Origin of the sequence: Paraburkholderia sp. 31.1 (assembly GCF_014397645.1) — a bacterium.
In the GTDB taxonomy this organism is placed as follows: Bacteria; Pseudomonadota; Gammaproteobacteria; order Burkholderiales; family Burkholderiaceae; genus Paraburkholderia; species Paraburkholderia tuberum.
Genome location: NZ_VZQN01000023.1, coordinates 18,203 through 35,218, shown reverse-complemented (window position 1 = coordinate 35,218; position 17,016 = coordinate 18,203). Strand labels below are relative to the sequence as shown.

Here is a 17,016-nt window from a genome sequence, read left to right as displayed (position 1 = left end):
TTCTTTTTTACCAAAATTCCGTTACCGTCGAAGCCGACCTTGACCGAACGCGCCTGCGGGCGCCGTCCCTGCCGGGAGCTGACTTCGTGCGTGCAACTTGTTGCATCTCATTTTCAGGGCGAGCAACCAGACCCCGGCGCAAGTAAAATAACGGTTTATCGCTTGCGCTCGCGCAATCCGCCGCATTCCGGACACTGCGCCGGCCGTCGCGGACTGCTGGGCAAATTATATTCAGAATGAAAGAGTTAGGCAAAACATCCCAGAGATCGGTTGCAGGCGCGGTCGAAGACTCGGTTTCAAGCGACCAGGTTTCGCTGATCGAAATCGACGACCGCTCGGCTGGTCAGCGCATCGACAATTTCCTGCTGCGCGTCTGCAAGGGCGTGCCGAAAAGCCATATTTATCGCATCCTGCGCAGCGGTGAAGTGCGCGTGAACAAGGGCCGGATCGACGCGCAGTACCGGCTCGAACTGGGCGATCTGGTGCGTGTGCCGCCGATCCGCGTCGCGCAGCCGAATCAGGCCGCAGCCCGCGTGCCCGTGCCCGCGCCGCGCTTTCACATCCTGTTCGAAGACGAGCATCTGCTCGTGATCGACAAGCCGGCCGGCGTTGCGGTCCACGGGGGCAGCGGTGTCGCGTTCGGTGTGATCGAGCAGATGCGCGAGGCGCGGCCGCAGGCGAAATTCCTGGAACTCGTGCATCGGCTGGATCGAGAGACCTCGGGCATCCTGATGCTCGCGAAGAAGCGCGCGGCGCTCGTCAATCTGCACGAGCAGATTCGCGATAACCGGATGGACAAGCGCTACTACGCGTGCGTGCACGGCGAATGGGCGAGCGACTGGGGTCGCCGCCGCGCGGTAAAGGAGCCACTTCACAAGTACCTGACCGCCGACGGCGAGCGCCGCGTGCGCGTGCAGGCCGATGGCCTCGCTTCGCACACGATCTTCAATCTGGTCGAGCGCTGGTCGGAGTATGCGCTGCTTGAGGCGGAACTGAAGACGGGGCGTACGCACCAGATTCGCGTGCATCTGCAGCATCTGGCACTACCGATCGTCGGTGACGCCAAATATGGCGATTTCGCGCTGAACAAGGCGCTTGCGCGCGCCAACGCGAAGCCCGGCATCAAGCGGATGTTTCTGCACGCTTACCGGCTCAAGCTCACGCATCCGGCGACGGGCGCGCCGCTGCAGCTGGAGGCACCGCTGCCTGCCGACTGCCGCGGCTTTATAGAACAACTCAACGAACTACGCACTGGGTTCAACCCGGAGACGACCTTGCATGGCTAGAGAGCAATTCGATCTGATCGTGTTTGACTGGGATGGCACGCTGATGGATTCCACCGCGCATATCACGCGCAGCATCCAGGCGGCGTGCCGCGATCTCCGCCTGCCGGTTCCCGCGGACGAAGCCGCGAGCTACGTCATCGGCCTCGGCCTGCGCGACGCGCTGCAGATTGCCGCGCCGACGCTCGATCCAGCCGACTACCCGCGGCTTTCTGAGCGTTACCGCTTTCATTTTCTTGTAAAAGACCAGACTACCGAGCTGTTCCCCGGCGTGCGCGAGATGCTCCAGGAGTTGCGCGACGTTGGCTATCTGCTCGCGGTCGCGACCGGCAAGAGCCGCGTCGGGCTCAATCGCGCGCTTGACCAGGCGCGCCTGACGAGCCTGTTCGACGGCACGCGCTGCGCTGACGAAACCTTCTCAAAACCGCATCCGGCCATGCTGCACGAGCTCACCCGCGAATTGGGGCAGGATACGGCGCGCACGGTCATGATCGGCGATACGACACATGATCTGCAGATGGCGCTCAACGCCGGCGTGGCGGGCATTGGCGTGACTTATGGCGCGCATCCGGCGAATTCGCTGAATGCGATGTCACCGAAGTTCGTAGCGTCGAGCATCAGCGATCTGTCCGGTTGGCTGCGGGAGAACGCATGAGCGCCGACGGCGTGGATACTGCTACTGCCGCGGCTGCGCAGGCAGTGCGCATTTGCGCGGCCGACGAACTGGTCGACGGTGGCGACGGCATCCGGCGCGACGCGCGGCTCGGCGGGCAGGATGCCGTGGTGTTTTTCGTCCGCTATGATGGCTGCGCCTACGGCTATTTGAACCGTTGCGCTCATGTGCCGATGGAGCTCGACTGGCAGGAAGGGCAGTTCTTCGAATCGTCCGGCTTATACTTGATGTGCGCGACACATGGCGCGATTTACGCGCCGGATACTGGCAAATGCGTCGGTGGTCCGTGTCGCGGGGGCAGATTGCGTCCCGTGCAGGTCGAGGAACGCGATACGTTCGAGGGCCGTGCGGTATTCTGGCTGCCTGACGGCGATTTGCTGCCGGTTACGCGCTGATTTCCTCTTCCAATTTTCCACTGTCCGCATGTCCGACAACTTGACCCCCGAAAAAGACCCTGCCTCGGGAGGCGGCTCCCGTGCACCCGCCGACCAGCCCGGCTGGGAAAGGGCCGCGCTCGAGCGCATCGCGCTGGCCGCGATCAACGAGCAACGCGCCTCGCGACGTTGGCGGATTTTCTTCCGCTTCCTGTTCCTCGCAGTGCTCGCACTGGCGGTATGGGGTGCGCTGAACTTCTCGGGCGAGCGGGTCGCCACGACTGGGCGTCATACGGCAATGGTTTCGCTTGATGGCGAGATCGCGACGGATGCGAGTGCGAACGCCCAAGATATCAACACTGCACTCGATTCCGCGTTTGAGGATTCCGATACAGCCGGCGTGATTCTTTATTGCAACAGCCCGGGCGGCAGTCCAGTGCAAGCGGGCATTATCAACAGCGAAATTCGGCGATTGCGCGGCAAATATCCGTCTATTCCGCTGTATGTCGTGGTCGGCGACATGTGCGCGTCCGGCGGCTACTACGCGGCCGCGGCGGCGGAGAAGATCTATGTCGACAAGGCGAGTATCGTCGGTTCGATCGGCGTGCTGATGGACGGCTTTGGTTTCACCGGCCTGATGGACAAGTTGGGGATTCAGCGCCGACTGCACACATCGGGTGAGAACAAAGGCTTTTTTGATCCGTTTTCGCCCGAAACGCCGAAGATGGACGAACATGCGCAGGTTATGCTCGATCAGATCCACGCGCAGTTCATCGACGCGGTGCGTCAAGGGCGCGGCAAGCGTCTGCATGAGACATCGGACATGTTCTCGGGTCTATTCTGGACGGGGCAGAAGAGCGTCGAACTTGGACTCGCGGACGGTTTTGGCGATGCAGATTACGTCGCGCGTGAGATCTTCAAGGCGCCGGATATCGTCGATTACACGGTGAAAGAGAGCATTACGGATCGCGTTGCCCGCAAATTCGGCGCGGCCATCGGCGCCGGCGCGGTTCGGGCGATGGCGCTCGGCGCGAAAATGAATCTGCGTTGAATCCACAGTTTTAAAAAGACGCCCGCGCGGTCGGTTTTGGCCGATCGCGCGGACTTTGCGTTTTGAGTTTCGGGCCCTGGTCGCCCTCAGTTGGCTGGCCGGTGTCTACGTTCAGGCCGCCAGAATCAGAAAAATCGCCGGCCGCTTATGCAGGTCGATCTCCGCCTTCTTTTTCCAGTCGGCGACGCTCCGGCTTGCGATCACTTCGCTCGGCAGCGTCAGATCGACCGCCACGCAGACCAGCGTCGACGGCGCGCAGGTCGCGAGCAAGGTATCGAGCAGCGCGCGATTCCGGTACGGCGTTTCGATGAAGATCTGCGTTTGCTTGCTCTTGCGCGACTGCTGCTCGAGATCGCGCAGACGTTTGGCGCGCTCGGTGACGTCGACGGGCAGGTAGCCGTGAAACGCGAAGCTTTGGCCGTTCAGCCCCGATGCCATCAGCGCGAGCAGAATCGAACTCGGCCCGACCAGCGGCACAACCTTTACGCCGCGCTCGTGCGCGCGTCGCACCAGCAGCGCGCCCGGGTCCGCGACTGCCGGGCAGCCAGCCTCGGAGACGAGGCCCGCATCGGTGCCCGACAGCAGCGGCGCGAGCAGCTTGTCGATTTCGCCGGCCGGCGTATTGACGTTCAGTTCGCGAATCTCGATTTCTTGAATCGGCCGATCGGGGCCGACTTTCTTCAGGAACGCGCGCGTGGTTTTGGCGTTTTCGCCAATGTAATAGTGCAGCAACGCCGCGCGGGCGCGTACGGGCGCGGGCAGTACCAGATCGAGCGCGCTTGCGTCGCCTTCGCCGAGCGTGTTGGGAATGAGATAGAGCGTACCGGTCATCGGGCCCCCAAAAGCGGGTAGTTGGCCGCGAGCAGCATGTGCGACAGCGCGATAAGCGGCAGGCCGACGAGCGCGGTCGGGTCGTCGGAATGGATGGCCTCCAGCAGCGCGATGCCAAGCCCTTCGGATTTGGCGCTGCCGGCCACGTCGTACGGTGTTTCAGCGTGCAGGTAGGCGTCGAGCGCCGCGTCCGGCAGATCGCGAAAGCGCACGCGGGTGATCACGTCGATCGTTTGCGCGCTGTCCGTCGCGCTGTCGAACAGACACAGCGCGCTGTGGAACAACACGTCGCGGCCGCGCATCGCCTGCAATTGCGCGAGCGCCCTGTCGTGCGTGCCGGGTTTGCCGATCTGCAGGCCGTCGTAGGTGGCGACCTGGTCGGAGCCGATCACGAGCGCGTGTTCGTCGGCGGCGAGGCCTTGGGCGACCGCACGCGCTTTGGCTTCGGCGAGCCGCAGCGCAGTGGCTTCGGGCGTTTCGGCGGCGAGCGGGGTTTCGTCGATCGCAGGCACGACGACGTCGAACGGCACGCGCAGGCGTTCGAGCAACTCGCGGCGATACCGCGAACTCGACGCCAGAATCAGGCGTGGCGGGCGTTTGGAGGATTCAGGCATAGTTTGCGGGCAACGGGAGCGGCGGGTCGTACGGGGTCGCGCGAGGCTCCCGTACGTACGGGCTTAAGTGTTTGACTCGAAAAGACAAAACGGATATGATTTTGGGCTTTTCACGGTATGCTTGCACTTGAAGGGTCTCGGCGCGTTCAGCGGCTTTCGGCAGTCGGAAGGTTGAAGAAAGCCCGGCAAGGTGAACGCAACGGCCGCGGGCCCCACTGGCTGCCCGCACACCGGATTATCGTCGCGGCGGATCTGATCATCCTTCGCGAATCACCCCGGCAACATGCTTGCCGACGCAGGAGCGCACATGACTCAACATCCTGGCAAACCTGCAGGTCTGTCCGACCCGCATGAACTCGATCTGTTCGAATTTGCGCGGAGCGGGCGTCAGGCCGCGGGTGTCGTGCGCGTCTCGCAACTGCCGCGCATGTTAAACGAAGTCCCGGCGGAAGCGCCAGATCGCGACACCGCGTTCACATGGCAGGCCGAAGGGACGATGCAGCCGGAATTGCAGGACGATGGCACCGAAGGTTCCCAGCCTTATCTGCGGCTGGCGATTCACGGTGCCGCGTGGCTCGAATGCCAGCGGTGCTTGACGCCGTATTCGCAGGCGTTCAACGTCGATGCAACTTACCGGATCGTCAATACGGAGGCGGAAGCCGAAGAGTTTCCGCTGGACGAGGATGAAGTCGAGGTGGTCGTCGGCTCGCGCCAGTTCGATCTCATCGACTTGATCGAAGAAGAGTTGCTGCTTTCCTTGCCGCTCGTGCCCAAACACGAGGTCTGTCCCGAAGTGCACGAGAGCCTTGTCTCGGGCACGGACGGTAGCGAAGGCGAGGGCGACGAAGCCGCGCAGGAAGAGGCTGGCGATGCCAGCAAGCCGGACCAGTCCAGCGAGCGGCGCAATCCGTTCGCGGCGCTCGAAAGTCTGAAACGCGACGAACCGGGTGGCAAGAAGCGCTAAACAGTTGCAGGGGGCGCGATGCGGGTGCATTGGCCATTCGGCCAGTGGTTAAGTCCGTGTCGGGCTGTGTTAGAATTCGGAAAATTTTTTGGAGTTTTAGTCATGGCAGTTCAACAAAACAAGAAGTCGCCGTCGAAGCGCGGCATGCACCGTTCGCACGATTTCCTGACGGCAGCGCCGATGGCCGTCGAGCCGAGCACGGGCGAAGTGCATCTACGTCACCACATTAGCCCGAACGGCTACTATCGCGGCAAGAAAGTCGTCAAGACGAAGAACGACTAATCGTTGACTGCGATGCGCCCTGTGGCGTTTCGCGTAGCGATCGGCTCGCTTGACATTTTCCCGGTTCGGCAAAAAGGCGGCATTCAACTGCCGCTTTTTTGTGTCTGAAATTCGTCGCACTCCATGACAGTAAAGCTCACGATAGATTGCATGGGAGGCGACCACGGCCCGTCCGTGACCGTTCCCGCTGCCGTCAACTTCGTTCGTTCGCATCCCGACGCGCAATTGCTGCTCGTCGGCATTGAAAGTGCGATTCGTGCGCAGCTGAAGAAGCTCAAGGCTCAGGATCTGCCGGCGCTGACCGTCGTACCTGCTACCGAGGTCGTCGCGATGGACGACCCGGTCGAGGTCGCGCTGCGCAAGAAAAAAGATTCGTCGATGCGCGTGGCGCTGAACCGCGTCAAGGAAGGCGAGGCGCAAGCCTGCATTTCCGCCGGCAATACCGGCGCGTTGATGGCGGTCTCGCGCTATGTGCTGAAAACGCTGTCGGGCATCGAACGCCCGGCCATCGCGTTTGCCCTGCCTAATCCCACCGGCTATACGATGATGCTCGACCTGGGCGCCAACGTCGACTGCGAGCCGCAGCATCTGCTGCAGTTCGCCGAGATGGGGCACGCGCTCGTGTCCGCGCTCGAAGGAAAAGAGCGGCCCACCATCGGCCTGCTCAACATCGGCGAAGAAGTCATCAAGGGCAACGACATCATCAAGCGCGCCGGCGAACTGCTGCGTGCGAGTACACTCAACTTTCATGGCAATGTCGAAGGCGACGACATCTACAAGGGCACCGTCGACGTGATCGTCTGCGATGGCTTTGTCGGCAATGTCGCGCTGAAGACGTCGGAAGGTCTCGCGCAGATGCTGTCCAACATCATCAAGGAAGAGTTCGGTCGTTCGTGGCTGACCAAGGTGATGGCGGTGCTCGCGCTGCCGGTATTGATGCGCTTCAAGAAACGCGTCGATCATCGGCAATATAACGGCGCCGCGCTGCTCGGCTTGCGCGGTCTCGTGATCAAAAGCCACGGTTCAGCCGATGCCTACGCGTTTGAGTGGGCTATCAAACGCGGGTATGATGCCGTCAAAAACGGCGTGCTGGAGCGCCTTGCGCGAGCGATGGAAGAGAACGCGAGTTCTCTCGAACAGGCGGCGCGCGACGCAAGCGGTGCGGGTCACGCAAGCCCGATCGCAGGCCAGCCGGCCGAGCCCTACGCTGCGCAATCCTCGAAGGCATAATGGCTCAATCCACAATCTACTCCCGCGTGCTGGGCACCGGCAGCTGTCTGCCGCCCAACCGCGTCACCAATCAGGATCTGGCTGAGCGTCTCGCCAGGCAAGGCGTTGAAACGAGCGACGAATGGATCGTCGCGCGCACGGGCATCCATGCGCGTCACTTCGCCGAGCCGGACGTCACGACCAGCGACCTCGCGTTGATCGCCTCGCAGCGAGCGATCGAAGCGGCGGACATCGATCCGCAGTCCATCGACCTGATCGTCGTCGCCACCTCCACGCCGGACTTCGTGTTCCCGAGCACCGCCTGCCTGCTGCAGAACAAGCTCAGGATCAAGAATCACGGTGCCGCGTTCGACATACAGGCGGTCTGCTCCGGCTTCGCCTATGCGGTGGCGACGGTGGACGCCCTGATTCGCAGCGGCCAGCATCGCACGGCGCTCGTGGTCGGCGCGGAAACTTTCTCGCGCATTCTCGATTTCAACGACCGCACCACCTGCGTGCTGTTCGGCGACGGCGCCGGCGCAGTGATCCTGCAGGCGTCCGACGCACCGGGCGTGCTTTCGAGCGCGCTGCACGCGGACGGCAGCCATTCGAACATTCTGTGCACGCCGGGCAACGTGAATGGCGGCGTGGTCGCCGGCAGCGCCTTCCTGCACATGGACGGTCAGGCGGTGTTCAAGCTTGCCGTCAACGTGCTCGAGAAGGTCGCGATCGAAGCATTGGAAAAAGCCGATCTGAAGCCCGAGCAGATCGACTGGCTGATTCCGCATCAGGCCAACATCCGCATCATGCAAAGCACCTGCCGCAAGCTCGGCCTGCCGCAGGAGCGCATGGTCGTCACGGTGGGCGAGCACGGCAATACGTCGGCGGCGTCCATTCCGCTTGCACTCGACGTCGCGGTGCGCGACGGCCGCATCAAGCGCGGCCATAACGTGCTGATCGAAGGCGTCGGCGGCGGCTTCACGTGGGGCGCGTCGGTCATCCGCTACTGAGCGGGACGACGCATTCCGGGGCGTCGCTGGCGGCGCCCGTGCGGCCGGAATAACACCGCGCGCCATCTGGCAGCCGTGGCCGGCCGCCACATCCGATTAAACAGATTTTGGGGACGATATGAAATTCGCGTTCGTTTTTCCTGGGCAGGGTTCGCAGGCGGTCGGCATGCTCAACGCATTCGCCGATTACGCGATCGTGCGTGAGACGGTTCAGGAAGCCTCCGACGCACTCAACCAGGACCTCGGCAAGCTGATCGCCGAAGGCCCCGCCGAAGATCTCAATCTCACCACCAATACCCAGCCGGTCATGCTGACCGCGGCCTACGCTATCTATCGCGCGTGGCAGCAGGCGGGCGGCCCGGCGCCGGCGCTCGTCGCCGGCCATAGCCTTGGCGAATACACGGCGCTCGTCGCGGCCGGCGCGCTTGCGTTCCGCGACGCGGTGCCGCTCGTGCGTTTCCGTGCGCAGGCGATGCAAACCGCGGTACCGGTGGGCGAAGGCGGCATGGCCGCGATTCTCGGCCTCGACGACGACACGGTGCGCGCGGTCTGCGCGGAAGCGTCGGCGGCGGGCGTCGTCGAAGCGGTCAATTTCAATGCGCCGGCGCAAGTCGTGATCGCGGGCCACAAAGCCGCAGTCGAGAAAGCCTGCGAAGTCGCGAAGGCGAAGGGCGCGAAGCGCGCGCTACCGCTGCCGGTGTCGGCGCCGTTCCACTCGTCGCTGCTCAAGCCGGCGTCGGATCAATTGCGCGAATACCTCGCGAGCATCGACGTGCAGGTGCCGTCGATTCCCGTCATCAACAACGTCGACGTCGCCGTGGTCAACGAGCCGGCCAAAATCAAGGACGCGCTCGTGCGCCAGGCAGCTGGTGCGGTGCGCTGGGTCGAATGCGTACAGGCAATGGCAGCGCAGGGCGTCACGCACGTGATCGAATGCGGCCCGGGCAAGGTCCTTGCGGGTTTGACGAGGCGCATCGACGGCAATCTCGTCGGCGCGTCGGTGTTCGATCCGGCGTCGCTCGAAGAAACGCTGAAGCTCGTGACGGCAGACTGAGCGCGCATTCGCGAACGCAATGCCGCGCTGGCGCGGCATCCCTCGACAGACGAATCAACAAGAATCAATGAGCCCTATTTGAAGGGCATCCGGACTGACAGATGGAAAAGACTCTCGACAAGCAGATCGCAATCGTGACGGGCGCATCGCGCGGCATCGGCCGTGCGATCGCGATGGAACTCGCGCGTCAGGGCGCGACGGTGATCGGCACCGCGACGAGCGAAAGCGGCGCGACGGCGATCACCGAAGCGTTCAAGGCGGCGGGCGTGAACGGCCGCGGCGCGGTGCTCGACGTCAACGACGCGGCCGCGGCCGAAGCGCTGATCGACGGCACCGTCAAGGAATTCGGCGCGCTGAACGTGCTGGTGAACAACGCCGGCATCACGCAGGATCAACTGGCGATGCGCATGAAGGACGACGACTGGGACGCCGTGGTCGACACCAACCTGAAGTCGGTGTTCCGTCTGTCGCGTGCGGTGCTGCGCCCGATGATGAAAGCGAAGGGCGGTCGGATCATCAATATCACGTCGGTGGTCGGCTCGGCCGGCAACCCGGGGCAGATCAACTACGCGGCCGCGAAGGCCGGCGTCGCGGGCATGACGCGCGCACTCGCGCGCGAGATCGGCAGCCGCGGCATCACGGTCAATTGCGTGGCACCTGGTTTCATCGATACCGACATGACGAAGGCGCTGCCCGAAGAGCAGCAGACCGCGCTGAAAACGCAGATTCCGCTCGGCCGTCTAGGCAGCCCGGAAGACATCGCGCACGCGGTCGCGTTCCTCGCGTCGCCGCAAGCGGGCTACATCACCGGCACGACGCTGCACGTGAACGGCGGCATGTATATGCAGTAACCAATTTCGGTTACTATCCGCGCCTTGATGCGTTTGCGGAAAGCACGAGGCGCATGCGTTGACAGGAACCCGATGCGCCGCTTTTTTGCCGGGTCAAACCTGATAAAATGCGCGCACCTGTATTTTTGAACTTCTTTTCCCTTGGAGGGGTAATGGACAATATCGAACAGCGCGTCAAGAAGATCGTCGCGGAACAACTGGGCGTTGCGGAAGCGGAAATCAAGAACGAAGCGTCGTTCGTGAACGATCTCGGCGCCGACTCGCTCGACACCGTTGAACTCGTGATGGCCCTCGAAGACGAATTCGGCATGGAAATTCCAGATGAAGAAGCCGAGAAGATCACCACCGTTCAGCAAGCGATCGACTACGCTCGCGCAAACGTCAAGGCCTAAGGTCATTCGCGCCTGCGTTTCTGCACGGGCCGCGCATGACGCCCTGCCGTGCCGCTTGCCGGCGCCAGCAGGGTCGACGCTATCGGGCGTGTCCATTGGCACACCATACGTCGCGCCGCTTGCCACGCAGGAGCCAGCGATGTTGACAGCGCAACTTTCCGCGCGATTGCCGACTTAAACAGCCACAGGGCACACAGGGCGATTCCTGTGGCCGCTGTGGCTTTTGCTTTTTGTCATCTATGAAAAAGGGGTTACCGTGAGCCGCCGTCGTGTTGTTGTTACAGGCCTGGGGCTGATTTCGCCTGTTGGCAATAATGTTGCCGATGGCTGGGCCAATCTGGTCGCCGGCAAGTCTGGGATTGCCAATATCACGAAGTTCGATGCGTCGAACTTCTCGACTCGTTTCGCCGGCGAGGTGAAGGGCTTCAATATCGAGGACTACATCCCCGGTAAGGAAGCGCGCCACATGGATACGTTCATCCATTACGGCGTGGCTGCGGGCATCCAGGCGATGCGGGACAGCGGCCTCGAAGTCACCGACGAGAATTCGGAGCGCATTGGCGTGGTGGTCGGTTCGGGCATCGGCGGTCTGCCGATGATCGAAATCACCCAAACCGAATTGCTCAATCGCGGCCCGCGTCGCATTTCGCCATTCTTCGTGCCGGCTTCGATCATCAACATGATCTCCGGCCACCTGTCGATCAAGTTCGGGATCAAGGGTCCGAATCTGTCGATCGTTACCGCGTGTACGACCGGTCTGCACTGCATCGGCGAGGCTTCGCGCCTGATCGAATATGGCGACGCCGACGTGATGATCGCGGGCGGCGCGGAGTCGACCGTGTCGCCGCTCGGTATCGGCGGCTTTGCGGCGGCGCGCGCGCTATCGCAACGCAATGACGATCCGGCTACCGCGAGCCGTCCGTGGGACATGGACCGCGACGGCTTCGTGCTGGGCGAAGGCGCCGGCGTAATGGTGCTCGAAGAATACGAGCACGCGAAGGCGCGGGGCGCGAAGATCTACGCGGAAATCGGCGGCTACGGCATGAGCGGCGATGCGTATCACATGACCGCGCCGCTGGAAGACGGTGACGGCGCACGCCGCTGCATGCTCGCAGCGCTGAAGAACGCGGGCATCAACGGCGATCAGGTGAGCTACCTGAACGCGCACGGCACGTCCACGCCACTCGGCGATCTGGCGGAAACGACCGGCATCAAGCGGGCGTTCGGCGACCACGCGAAGAACATGGTCGTCAACTCGACCAAGTCGATGACGGGTCACCTGCTGGGCGGCGCTGGCGGTCTGGAGTCGGTGTTCACGGTGCTCGCCGTGCATCACCAGGTGTCGCCTCCGACCATCAATATTTTCAACCAGGACCCGGCCTGTGATCTCGATTACTGCGCGAACACCGCGCGGGAAATGAAGATCGACGTCGCGCTGAAGAACTCGTTCGGGTTCGGCGGCACGAACGGCACGCTGGTGTTCAAGCGCGCCGGATCGCCTGATCTCGGGTGACGCGTCGGTTCACGACGCCGGCTTCGCCGGCGCTTTCCCCCGCACCGGCAACGTTGGGTAGGGCAGCGCAGCGGATCACGCTGCGTCGCTCTATCGCAATGCGTGCCGCGGTGGGAGCGTTCGTGCTGATTGCGACGTTAGCCGTTTATACCTGTCTCGCGCCGCGAGTGGGCGCTTGGCAGGCCGCTCCGTTGACGCTCGCCGTCGCAGCACTGCTCATGCTCTGCGCGGCGAGGCATGACGCGGCGCAGGCCATCGCGCTGCATGTCGCGATGGGCGAGATTTCCGCCTGGAACCACGCGGGTGAGTTGCTCGCGCGGGGCCGCATGGTCGGTTGCGCGCAGTGGAGCGGCCGTTTGCTGGTGCTTGAGCTCGATCCCGAGGGTGGTCGAAGGCGCTCCCTGCTGCTCGCCGCGGACGCGCTGCCGTCCACTGTTTTCCGCGAACTTTCCGTGCTGGGCCGGCGTGCGGCCGGCGCCTGACTGTAACGACTGTAACCGCTGTTACCGTAGTAACGTGCCCTCACCAGGGGGACGCTACAATGGTCCCCCGCCATGCGCCTTATAGTTAAGTTAACGGATTTATCAGGTGAGCGAAAAAGAAATTGATCAGGTGCTGGTCGAGCGCGTCCAGAAGGGCGACAAGGCCGCGTTCGAGCTTCTGGTCTCCAAATACCACCGCAAGATTCTCCGGCTGATCTCGCGTCTCGTGCGGGACCCCGCCGAAGTCGAAGACGTCGCGCAAGACGCTTTTATCAAGGCGTATCGCGCGTTGCCGCAGTTTCGCGGCGAGTCGGCGTTTTATACGTGGTTGTACCGGATTGCGGTCAATACCGCGAAGAACTACCTTGCCACCCAGGGCCGGCGCGCGCCGACCTCCACCGAAGCGGATGCTGAAGAAGCTGAAACTTTCTCCGATGCCGACCAACTAAGGGATATCAACACGCCTGAGTCGATGTTGATGAGCAAGCAGATCGCTGAGACGGTCAATGCTGCGATGGCGGTTTTACCGGAAGAATTGCGCACCGCCATTACTCTCCGAGAAATTGAGGGTTTGAGTTACGAGGAAATCGCCGAGATGATGGGTTGCCCGATTGGCACAGTCAGATCACGAATTTTCCGCGCTCGCGAAGCCATTGCGGCAAAATTGCGACCGTTGCTTGACACCCCCGAAGGCAAGCGTTGGTAGACGTTTCCGAACGTCCAGCTGGCTTGGCGGGGCAGCGGTGCAATATCTGGATTAGTGGTGTCACTACGGGGTATTTGGAAGATGGGGAGCATCATGGGGTCAGTCTCGATGCAATCGCAAGCAGGCTCGCACGGCGAGCGTCTGTCCGCTTTCGTCGACGGTGAGTTGTTCGGCGAAGAGCATCTGAATCTGGACAAGTTTCTTGCGGAGCTGGGCGGCGATGATCGCGCTGCCTGGTCGAGCTACCACCTGATCGGCGACGCGCTACGTTCCGACGATCTGGCAGTCAGCCCCGCACGGAGCAGTGCCTTTCTGAGCGGGTTTGCCGCGCGTCTTGAAAGCGAGCCGCATGTGCTGGCGCCCGCCGCCGCGTCTGCATCGGTCGCGCGCCGCCTGCTCGGGCTGCGCCGCAGAGTCGTGCCGGCTCTTGCCGTCGCTGCCGCGGCCGCTATGTTGACCTGGATCGTCGTGCCGCAGTTGCAGGGCGTGCCGGGTGGTCCGGGTGCGCAGCTCGCTTCGCTCCAATCGCACGGCGACGCGGTGCAGCGTGTCGCCATGGCCTCGGTGCCCGCGCAAGACTCCAACATTATTCGCGACGCGAGCCTCGATCAGTACCTCGAAGCTCATCAGCAATTCGCGCAACAACCGGCGATGGCAGGCTCGATGCCGGTGATTCGCGCTGCCTCAGTCTCCACGCAGGGCCAATAGTTTGATGCAGACTCCGCGGTTCAATAAAACGACTATCTGGGGGCGGTTGCCAGCATTTCTGTTCTGCGCAGCCGTGTTGTTGTCCGCTGCACCGCGGGTCTTCGCACAAGACGATCCTGCCGTCGCCCGTCGCGCGGCCGCGGAACTGCTCGATCGCATCCATCAGGCCGCCCAGCAGCAGAACTACGAGGGCGCGTTCGTCTATCAGCGCGGCAGTTTCGTGCAGACGTCGCGCATCGCACATTACTCCACGCGTACGGACGGCGAGTTCGAGCAGCTCGAAAGCCTCGACGGCAAGCCGCGCAAAATGCTGCGTCACAACGACGACATGTACACGTTCTTGCCGGAGCGGCGTATCGTGGTCTTCGAAAAACGGCAGAACAAGGACTCATTCCCTGCGCTGCTGTCGGTGAACGGCGAGCAGGTGCTGTCCGTCTACGAGCCGAAGATGCTTGGCGACGACCGCGTCGCGGGCGTCGACAGCCTCGTGATGGAGCTCGAACCGAAAGACGCGTACCGCTTCGCGTACAAGCTGTGGGCCGACAAAAAGACCGGTCTGCTGTTGCGCGCGCAGACGCTCGACCCGAGCGGTCAGGTGCTCGAGCAATTGTCGTTTTCGCAGGTCCGCATCGGCGTGCCGGTCGACAAGACGGGCATCGTCAACGGCATCCGCAATCTCACGGGCTGGACGGTAGTGCGTCCGCCACTCGAGCCGGTCGACATGGCCGCGCAGGGTTGGCAAATCACGCCGTCGGTACCGGGCTTCCATATGATCCGCCAGTTGCGTCGTCCGATGGCGTCGCGCGAGGCGGGGCAGCCTCCGATCCCGGTCGACCAGGCCGTGTTTTCCGACGGCCTCGCAGCGATTTCGGTGTTCGTCGAGCCCGTCGAGAAAAATACGCGTAAGGAAGGCACGGGCGATAGCGGCGCGACGCACGTACTGGTCAAGCGTCAGGGCGACTTCTGGATTACCCTGCTCGGTGAAGTGCCCCAAACCACATTGCAGCAGTTCGCGTCTGCCATAGAATACAAAGCTCCGAAGTAACCCTTCCGAATCCTGAAATCCCTCGGCTTGCTACGATATGACGACTTTCTCGGTGCGCAAATTCCTCGCGGCCGTAGTGGTGGCGGCGTGTTTGCCGCTTGTGCCGCATATGGCATCGGCGGCTCCCGCTGCCAACCTGCCCGACTTCACCGACCTCGTCGACAAAGTTGGCCCGGCGGTCGTCAACATTCGCACGACAACGCGCGTGTCGAACGGTAGTTCCCGCGGCGGCCTGCCGCCGGGTATGGACGACGGCGACATGTCGGAGTTCTTCCGGCGCTTCTTCGGGATTCCGTTGCCGCAGTCACCGCAATCGCCGCACGGGGGTGACAACGGGGGCGGCGGCGGCGGTAGTGGCGGCAGCCCGGATTCACCGGACAACTCGGACGCCGAACAGAACAGCGGGGTAGGCTCGGGCTTCATCCTGTCGGCGGACGGCTACGTGATGACCAACGCGCACGTCATCGACGACGCGGACACGATCTACGTGACGCTGACCGACAAGCGCGAATTCAAGGCGAAGCTGATCGGCGTCGACGACCGTACCGACGTCGCGGTCGTGAAGATCAACGCGTCGAACCTGCCGACCATCACGATCGGCGACTCGAACAAGGTGCGCGTCGGCGAATGGGTCGTCGCGATCGGTTCGCCGTTCGGTCTCGAAAACACGGTGACTGCCGGTATCGTCAGCGCGAAGGGACGCGACACCGGCGACTACCTGCCGTTCATCCAGACTGATGTGGCCGTCAATCCGGGCAATTCGGGCGGTCCGCTGATCAACATGCAGGGCGAGGTGATCGGCATCAATTCGCAGATCTATAGCCGCACCGGTGGGTTCATGGGCATTTCGTTCGCGATTCCGATCGACGAGGCGATGCGCGTGGCCGATCAACTGAAGAGTTCGGGCAAGGTGGTGCGCGGCCGCATCGCGGTGGCGATTGGTGAAGTGACGAAGGACGTCGCCGATTCGCTCGGTTTGCCGAAGGCGCAGGGCGCGCTTGTGAGCAGCGTGGAGCCGGGCGGACCCGCCGATAAGGCCGGCGTGCAGCCGGGCGACATCATCCTGAAGTTCAACGGTCATTCGGTCGACACGGCGACGGACCTGCCGCGCATGGTCGGCGATACGAAGCCGGGCACGAAGACGTCGATCACGATCTGGCGCAAGGGTCAAACGCGCGAACTGCCGGTCACGATCGCAGAAATGCAGCCGGACAAGGTCGCGAAGGCGGATCAGAAGAAGCCGCAAGCGCCGCAGCAGCGCGCGACCAACGCGCTCGGCATCGCGGTCAGCGACATTCCCGCCGATCAGCAGAAAGCGCTGAAGATTCAGAACGGCGTGCAGATCGACGCGGTCGACGGTCCGGCCGCGCGTGTCGGGCTCCAAAAGGGCGACATCATCCTGCGGATTGGCGATACGGATGTGACGAGCACGAAACAGTTCGACGAGCTGACCTCACACCTCGATTCGCAGAAGATGGTCGCGTTGCTGGTTCGTCGCGGCGACAACACGCAGTTCGTGCCGATTCGTCCGCGCAGCGCGCAGAAATGACGAAGACGGCATCGCTCACGCTCTATGGGCGCGCGTGGTGCCATCTGTGCGAGGACATGCGCGCTGCGCTCGAGCCAATGCTGGCCGAGTTCGGAGCGCAGCTGGCGGTGATCGACGTCGACAGCGATCCGTTGCTCGAAGCGCGTTACAACGAGTTGGTGCCGGTGCTGGTTTGCGATGGCGTCGAACTGTGCCACTATCATCTCGACGAAGCGGCCGTGCGGGCAGCATTGGCTGCACATGCGTCGCGTGTCGCGGCGGCATCCTGATACGCACCCGCGCGGCATCTGGTTTCGCGCGATCCATGCGCATTTTTGCCGCGGCTCACTGCGATGCGCGCGGTAATTTTCTCGCATCCTCTACGCCGTCTTGAGGCCCGCGCTTCGCAAGATGCGCCGGCCGATGGGCTTTTCGGCTAAAATAGA

20 protein-coding genes are annotated in these 17,016 nt (G+C 62.9%); 18 read left to right on the top strand and 2 right to left on the bottom strand.

Translation table 11 applies throughout. The annotated features are described in order from the left end of the window. The first annotated feature begins 236 nt into the window (after window positions 1-236). The 4 genes from F6X37_RS18970 to F6X37_RS18955 are packed head-to-tail and all read left to right on the top strand — an operon-like array spanning window position 237 to window position 3,381. Window positions 237-1,286 carry an RluA family pseudouridine synthase gene (locus F6X37_RS18970; RefSeq protein WP_187612379.1) on the top strand — a complete coding sequence of 350 codons (1,050 nt, stop codon included), beginning with the start codon at window positions 237-239 and terminating at the stop codon, window positions 1,284-1,286. Continuing rightward, entirely contained in the window at window positions 1,279-1,938 is a 660-nt protein-coding gene (locus tag F6X37_RS18965) for an HAD-IA family hydrolase (protein ID WP_184027976.1), read from the top strand. The genes F6X37_RS18970 and F6X37_RS18965 overlap by 8 nt, the downstream gene beginning before the upstream one ends. Then, window positions 1,935-2,351: a Rieske (2Fe-2S) protein gene (locus F6X37_RS18960; protein ID WP_187612378.1), complete on the top strand. Its 417-nt coding sequence runs from the start codon at window positions 1,935-1,937 to the stop codon at window positions 2,349-2,351. The genes F6X37_RS18965 and F6X37_RS18960 overlap by 4 nt, the downstream gene beginning before the upstream one ends. Before the next feature lie 28 nt (window positions 2,352-2,379). Next, entirely contained in the window at window positions 2,380-3,381 is a 1,002-nt protein-coding gene (locus F6X37_RS18955; protein WP_187612432.1) for a S49 family peptidase, read from the top strand. 111 nt (window positions 3,382-3,492) lie between these two features. Here F6X37_RS18955 and F6X37_RS18950 read toward each other — a convergent pair whose 3' ends face one another. Both F6X37_RS18950 and F6X37_RS18945 read right to left on the bottom strand, forming a co-directional pair. Continuing rightward, on the bottom strand, window positions 3,493-4,212 hold the full coding sequence (locus tag F6X37_RS18950; protein ID WP_184027982.1) for an SAM-dependent methyltransferase: 720 nt from the start codon (window positions 4,210-4,212) through the stop codon (window positions 3,493-3,495). Then, the gene (locus F6X37_RS18945; protein WP_184027985.1) at window positions 4,209-4,826 is read right to left on the bottom strand and encodes a Maf-like protein; all 618 of its coding nucleotides are present in this window, start codon (window positions 4,824-4,826) and stop codon (window positions 4,209-4,211) included. The genes F6X37_RS18950 and F6X37_RS18945 overlap by 4 nt, the downstream gene beginning before the upstream one ends. 307 nt (window positions 4,827-5,133) lie before the next feature. Here F6X37_RS18945 and F6X37_RS18940 point away from each other — a divergent pair, with 307 nt between their 5' ends. From F6X37_RS18940 to F6X37_RS18875, 14 genes are all read left to right on the top strand, one after another. Continuing rightward, window positions 5,134-5,790 (top strand): DUF177 domain-containing protein, encoded by a 657-nt coding sequence (locus F6X37_RS18940; protein WP_187612377.1) that lies wholly within the window; start codon window positions 5,134-5,136, stop codon window positions 5,788-5,790. A 102-nt stretch (window positions 5,791-5,892) separates the two neighbouring features. Further along, complete coding sequence (gene rpmF, locus F6X37_RS18935) at window positions 5,893-6,072, top strand: 50S ribosomal protein L32 (protein WP_027198353.1); 180 nt, start codon at window positions 5,893-5,895, stop codon at window positions 6,070-6,072. Window positions 6,073-6,195: 123 nt separating this feature from the next. Further along, window positions 6,196-7,302, top strand: a complete 1,107-nt coding sequence (plsX, locus tag F6X37_RS18930) for a phosphate acyltransferase PlsX (protein ID WP_090801179.1) — start codon at window positions 6,196-6,198, stop codon at window positions 7,300-7,302. Next, entirely contained in the window at window positions 7,302-8,291 is a 990-nt protein-coding gene (locus F6X37_RS18925) for a beta-ketoacyl-ACP synthase III (RefSeq protein WP_184028002.1), read from the top strand. The genes plsX and F6X37_RS18925 overlap by 1 nt, the downstream gene beginning before the upstream one ends. A 118-nt stretch (window positions 8,292-8,409) precedes the next feature. Further along, on the top strand, window positions 8,410-9,345 hold the full coding sequence (fabD, locus tag F6X37_RS18920) for an ACP S-malonyltransferase (RefSeq protein WP_184061405.1): 936 nt from the start codon (window positions 8,410-8,412) through the stop codon (window positions 9,343-9,345). A gap of 101 nt (window positions 9,346-9,446) precedes the next feature. Continuing rightward, complete coding sequence (fabG, locus tag F6X37_RS18915; RefSeq protein WP_090801174.1) at window positions 9,447-10,196, top strand: 3-oxoacyl-ACP reductase FabG; 750 nt, start codon at window positions 9,447-9,449, stop codon at window positions 10,194-10,196. A 152-nt stretch (window positions 10,197-10,348) separates the two neighbouring features. Next, window positions 10,349-10,588 (top strand): acyl carrier protein, encoded by a 240-nt coding sequence (acpP, locus tag F6X37_RS18910; RefSeq protein WP_004197638.1) that lies wholly within the window; start codon window positions 10,349-10,351, stop codon window positions 10,586-10,588. A gap of 256 nt (window positions 10,589-10,844) precedes the next feature. Next, the gene (gene fabF, locus F6X37_RS18905) at window positions 10,845-12,101 is read left to right on the top strand and encodes a beta-ketoacyl-ACP synthase II (protein WP_184061406.1); all 1,257 of its coding nucleotides are present in this window, start codon (window positions 10,845-10,847) and stop codon (window positions 12,099-12,101) included. A 122-nt stretch (window positions 12,102-12,223) separates the two neighbouring features. Next, window positions 12,224-12,583, top strand: coding sequence for a protein YgfX (locus F6X37_RS18900; protein ID WP_410451382.1), 360 nt, complete (start codon window positions 12,224-12,226; stop codon window positions 12,581-12,583). Window positions 12,584-12,689: 106 nt separating this feature from the next. Next, window positions 12,690-13,289 carry an RNA polymerase sigma factor RpoE gene (gene rpoE, locus F6X37_RS18895; RefSeq protein ID WP_006051939.1) on the top strand — a complete coding sequence of 200 codons (600 nt, stop codon included), beginning with the start codon at window positions 12,690-12,692 and terminating at the stop codon, window positions 13,287-13,289. Between the two features lie 93 nt (window positions 13,290-13,382). Next, window positions 13,383-13,997 carry a sigma-E factor negative regulatory protein gene (locus F6X37_RS18890; protein ID WP_187612375.1) on the top strand — a complete coding sequence of 205 codons (615 nt, stop codon included), beginning with the start codon at window positions 13,383-13,385 and terminating at the stop codon, window positions 13,995-13,997. Window positions 13,998-14,001: 4 nt separating this feature from the next. Beyond that, window positions 14,002-15,042 carry a MucB/RseB C-terminal domain-containing protein gene (locus F6X37_RS18885; RefSeq protein WP_184061409.1) on the top strand — a complete coding sequence of 347 codons (1,041 nt, stop codon included), beginning with the start codon at window positions 14,002-14,004 and terminating at the stop codon, window positions 15,040-15,042. A 37-nt stretch (window positions 15,043-15,079) separates the two neighbouring features. Further along, the gene (locus tag F6X37_RS18880) at window positions 15,080-16,591 is read left to right on the top strand and encodes a DegQ family serine endoprotease (protein WP_187612374.1); all 1,512 of its coding nucleotides are present in this window, start codon (window positions 15,080-15,082) and stop codon (window positions 16,589-16,591) included. Beyond that, a complete protein-coding gene (locus tag F6X37_RS18875) occupies window positions 16,588-16,860 on the top strand; it encodes a glutaredoxin family protein (protein WP_187612373.1) in 273 nt (90 codons plus the stop codon). Before F6X37_RS18880 ends, F6X37_RS18875 begins: the two co-directional genes overlap by 4 nt. Window positions 16,861-17,016 lie beyond the last annotated feature (156 nt).

Coding starts and splice junctions, on each gene's coding strand:
- F6X37_RS18970 (WP_187612379.1), top strand. CDS start 237: ATGAAAGAGTTAGGCAAAACATCCCAGAGATCGGTTGCAGGCGCGGTC.
- F6X37_RS18965 (WP_184027976.1), top strand. CDS start 1,279: ATGGCTAGAGAGCAATTCGATCTGATCGTGTTTGACTGGGATGGCACG.
- F6X37_RS18960 (WP_187612378.1), top strand. CDS start 1,935: ATGAGCGCCGACGGCGTGGATACTGCTACTGCCGCGGCTGCGCAGGCA.
- F6X37_RS18955 (WP_187612432.1), top strand. CDS start 2,380: ATGTCCGACAACTTGACCCCCGAAAAAGACCCTGCCTCGGGAGGCGGC.
- F6X37_RS18950 (WP_184027982.1), bottom strand. CDS start 4,212: ATGACCGGTACGCTCTATCTCATTCCCAACACGCTCGGCGAAGGCGAC.
- F6X37_RS18945 (WP_184027985.1), bottom strand. CDS start 4,826: ATGCCTGAATCCTCCAAACGCCCGCCACGCCTGATTCTGGCGTCGAGT.
- F6X37_RS18940 (WP_187612377.1), top strand. CDS start 5,134: ATGACTCAACATCCTGGCAAACCTGCAGGTCTGTCCGACCCGCATGAA.
- rpmF (WP_027198353.1), top strand. CDS start 5,893: ATGGCAGTTCAACAAAACAAGAAGTCGCCGTCGAAGCGCGGCATGCAC.
- plsX (WP_090801179.1), top strand. CDS start 6,196: ATGACAGTAAAGCTCACGATAGATTGCATGGGAGGCGACCACGGCCCG.
- F6X37_RS18925 (WP_184028002.1), top strand. CDS start 7,302: ATGGCTCAATCCACAATCTACTCCCGCGTGCTGGGCACCGGCAGCTGT.
- fabD (WP_184061405.1), top strand. CDS start 8,410: ATGAAATTCGCGTTCGTTTTTCCTGGGCAGGGTTCGCAGGCGGTCGGC.
- fabG (WP_090801174.1), top strand. CDS start 9,447: ATGGAAAAGACTCTCGACAAGCAGATCGCAATCGTGACGGGCGCATCG.
- acpP (WP_004197638.1), top strand. CDS start 10,349: ATGGACAATATCGAACAGCGCGTCAAGAAGATCGTCGCGGAACAACTG.
- F6X37_RS18890 (WP_187612375.1), top strand. CDS start 13,383: ATGGGGTCAGTCTCGATGCAATCGCAAGCAGGCTCGCACGGCGAGCGT.
- F6X37_RS18885 (WP_184061409.1), top strand. CDS start 14,002: ATGCAGACTCCGCGGTTCAATAAAACGACTATCTGGGGGCGGTTGCCA.
- F6X37_RS18880 (WP_187612374.1), top strand. CDS start 15,080: ATGACGACTTTCTCGGTGCGCAAATTCCTCGCGGCCGTAGTGGTGGCG.
- F6X37_RS18875 (WP_187612373.1), top strand. CDS start 16,588: ATGACGAAGACGGCATCGCTCACGCTCTATGGGCGCGCGTGGTGCCAT.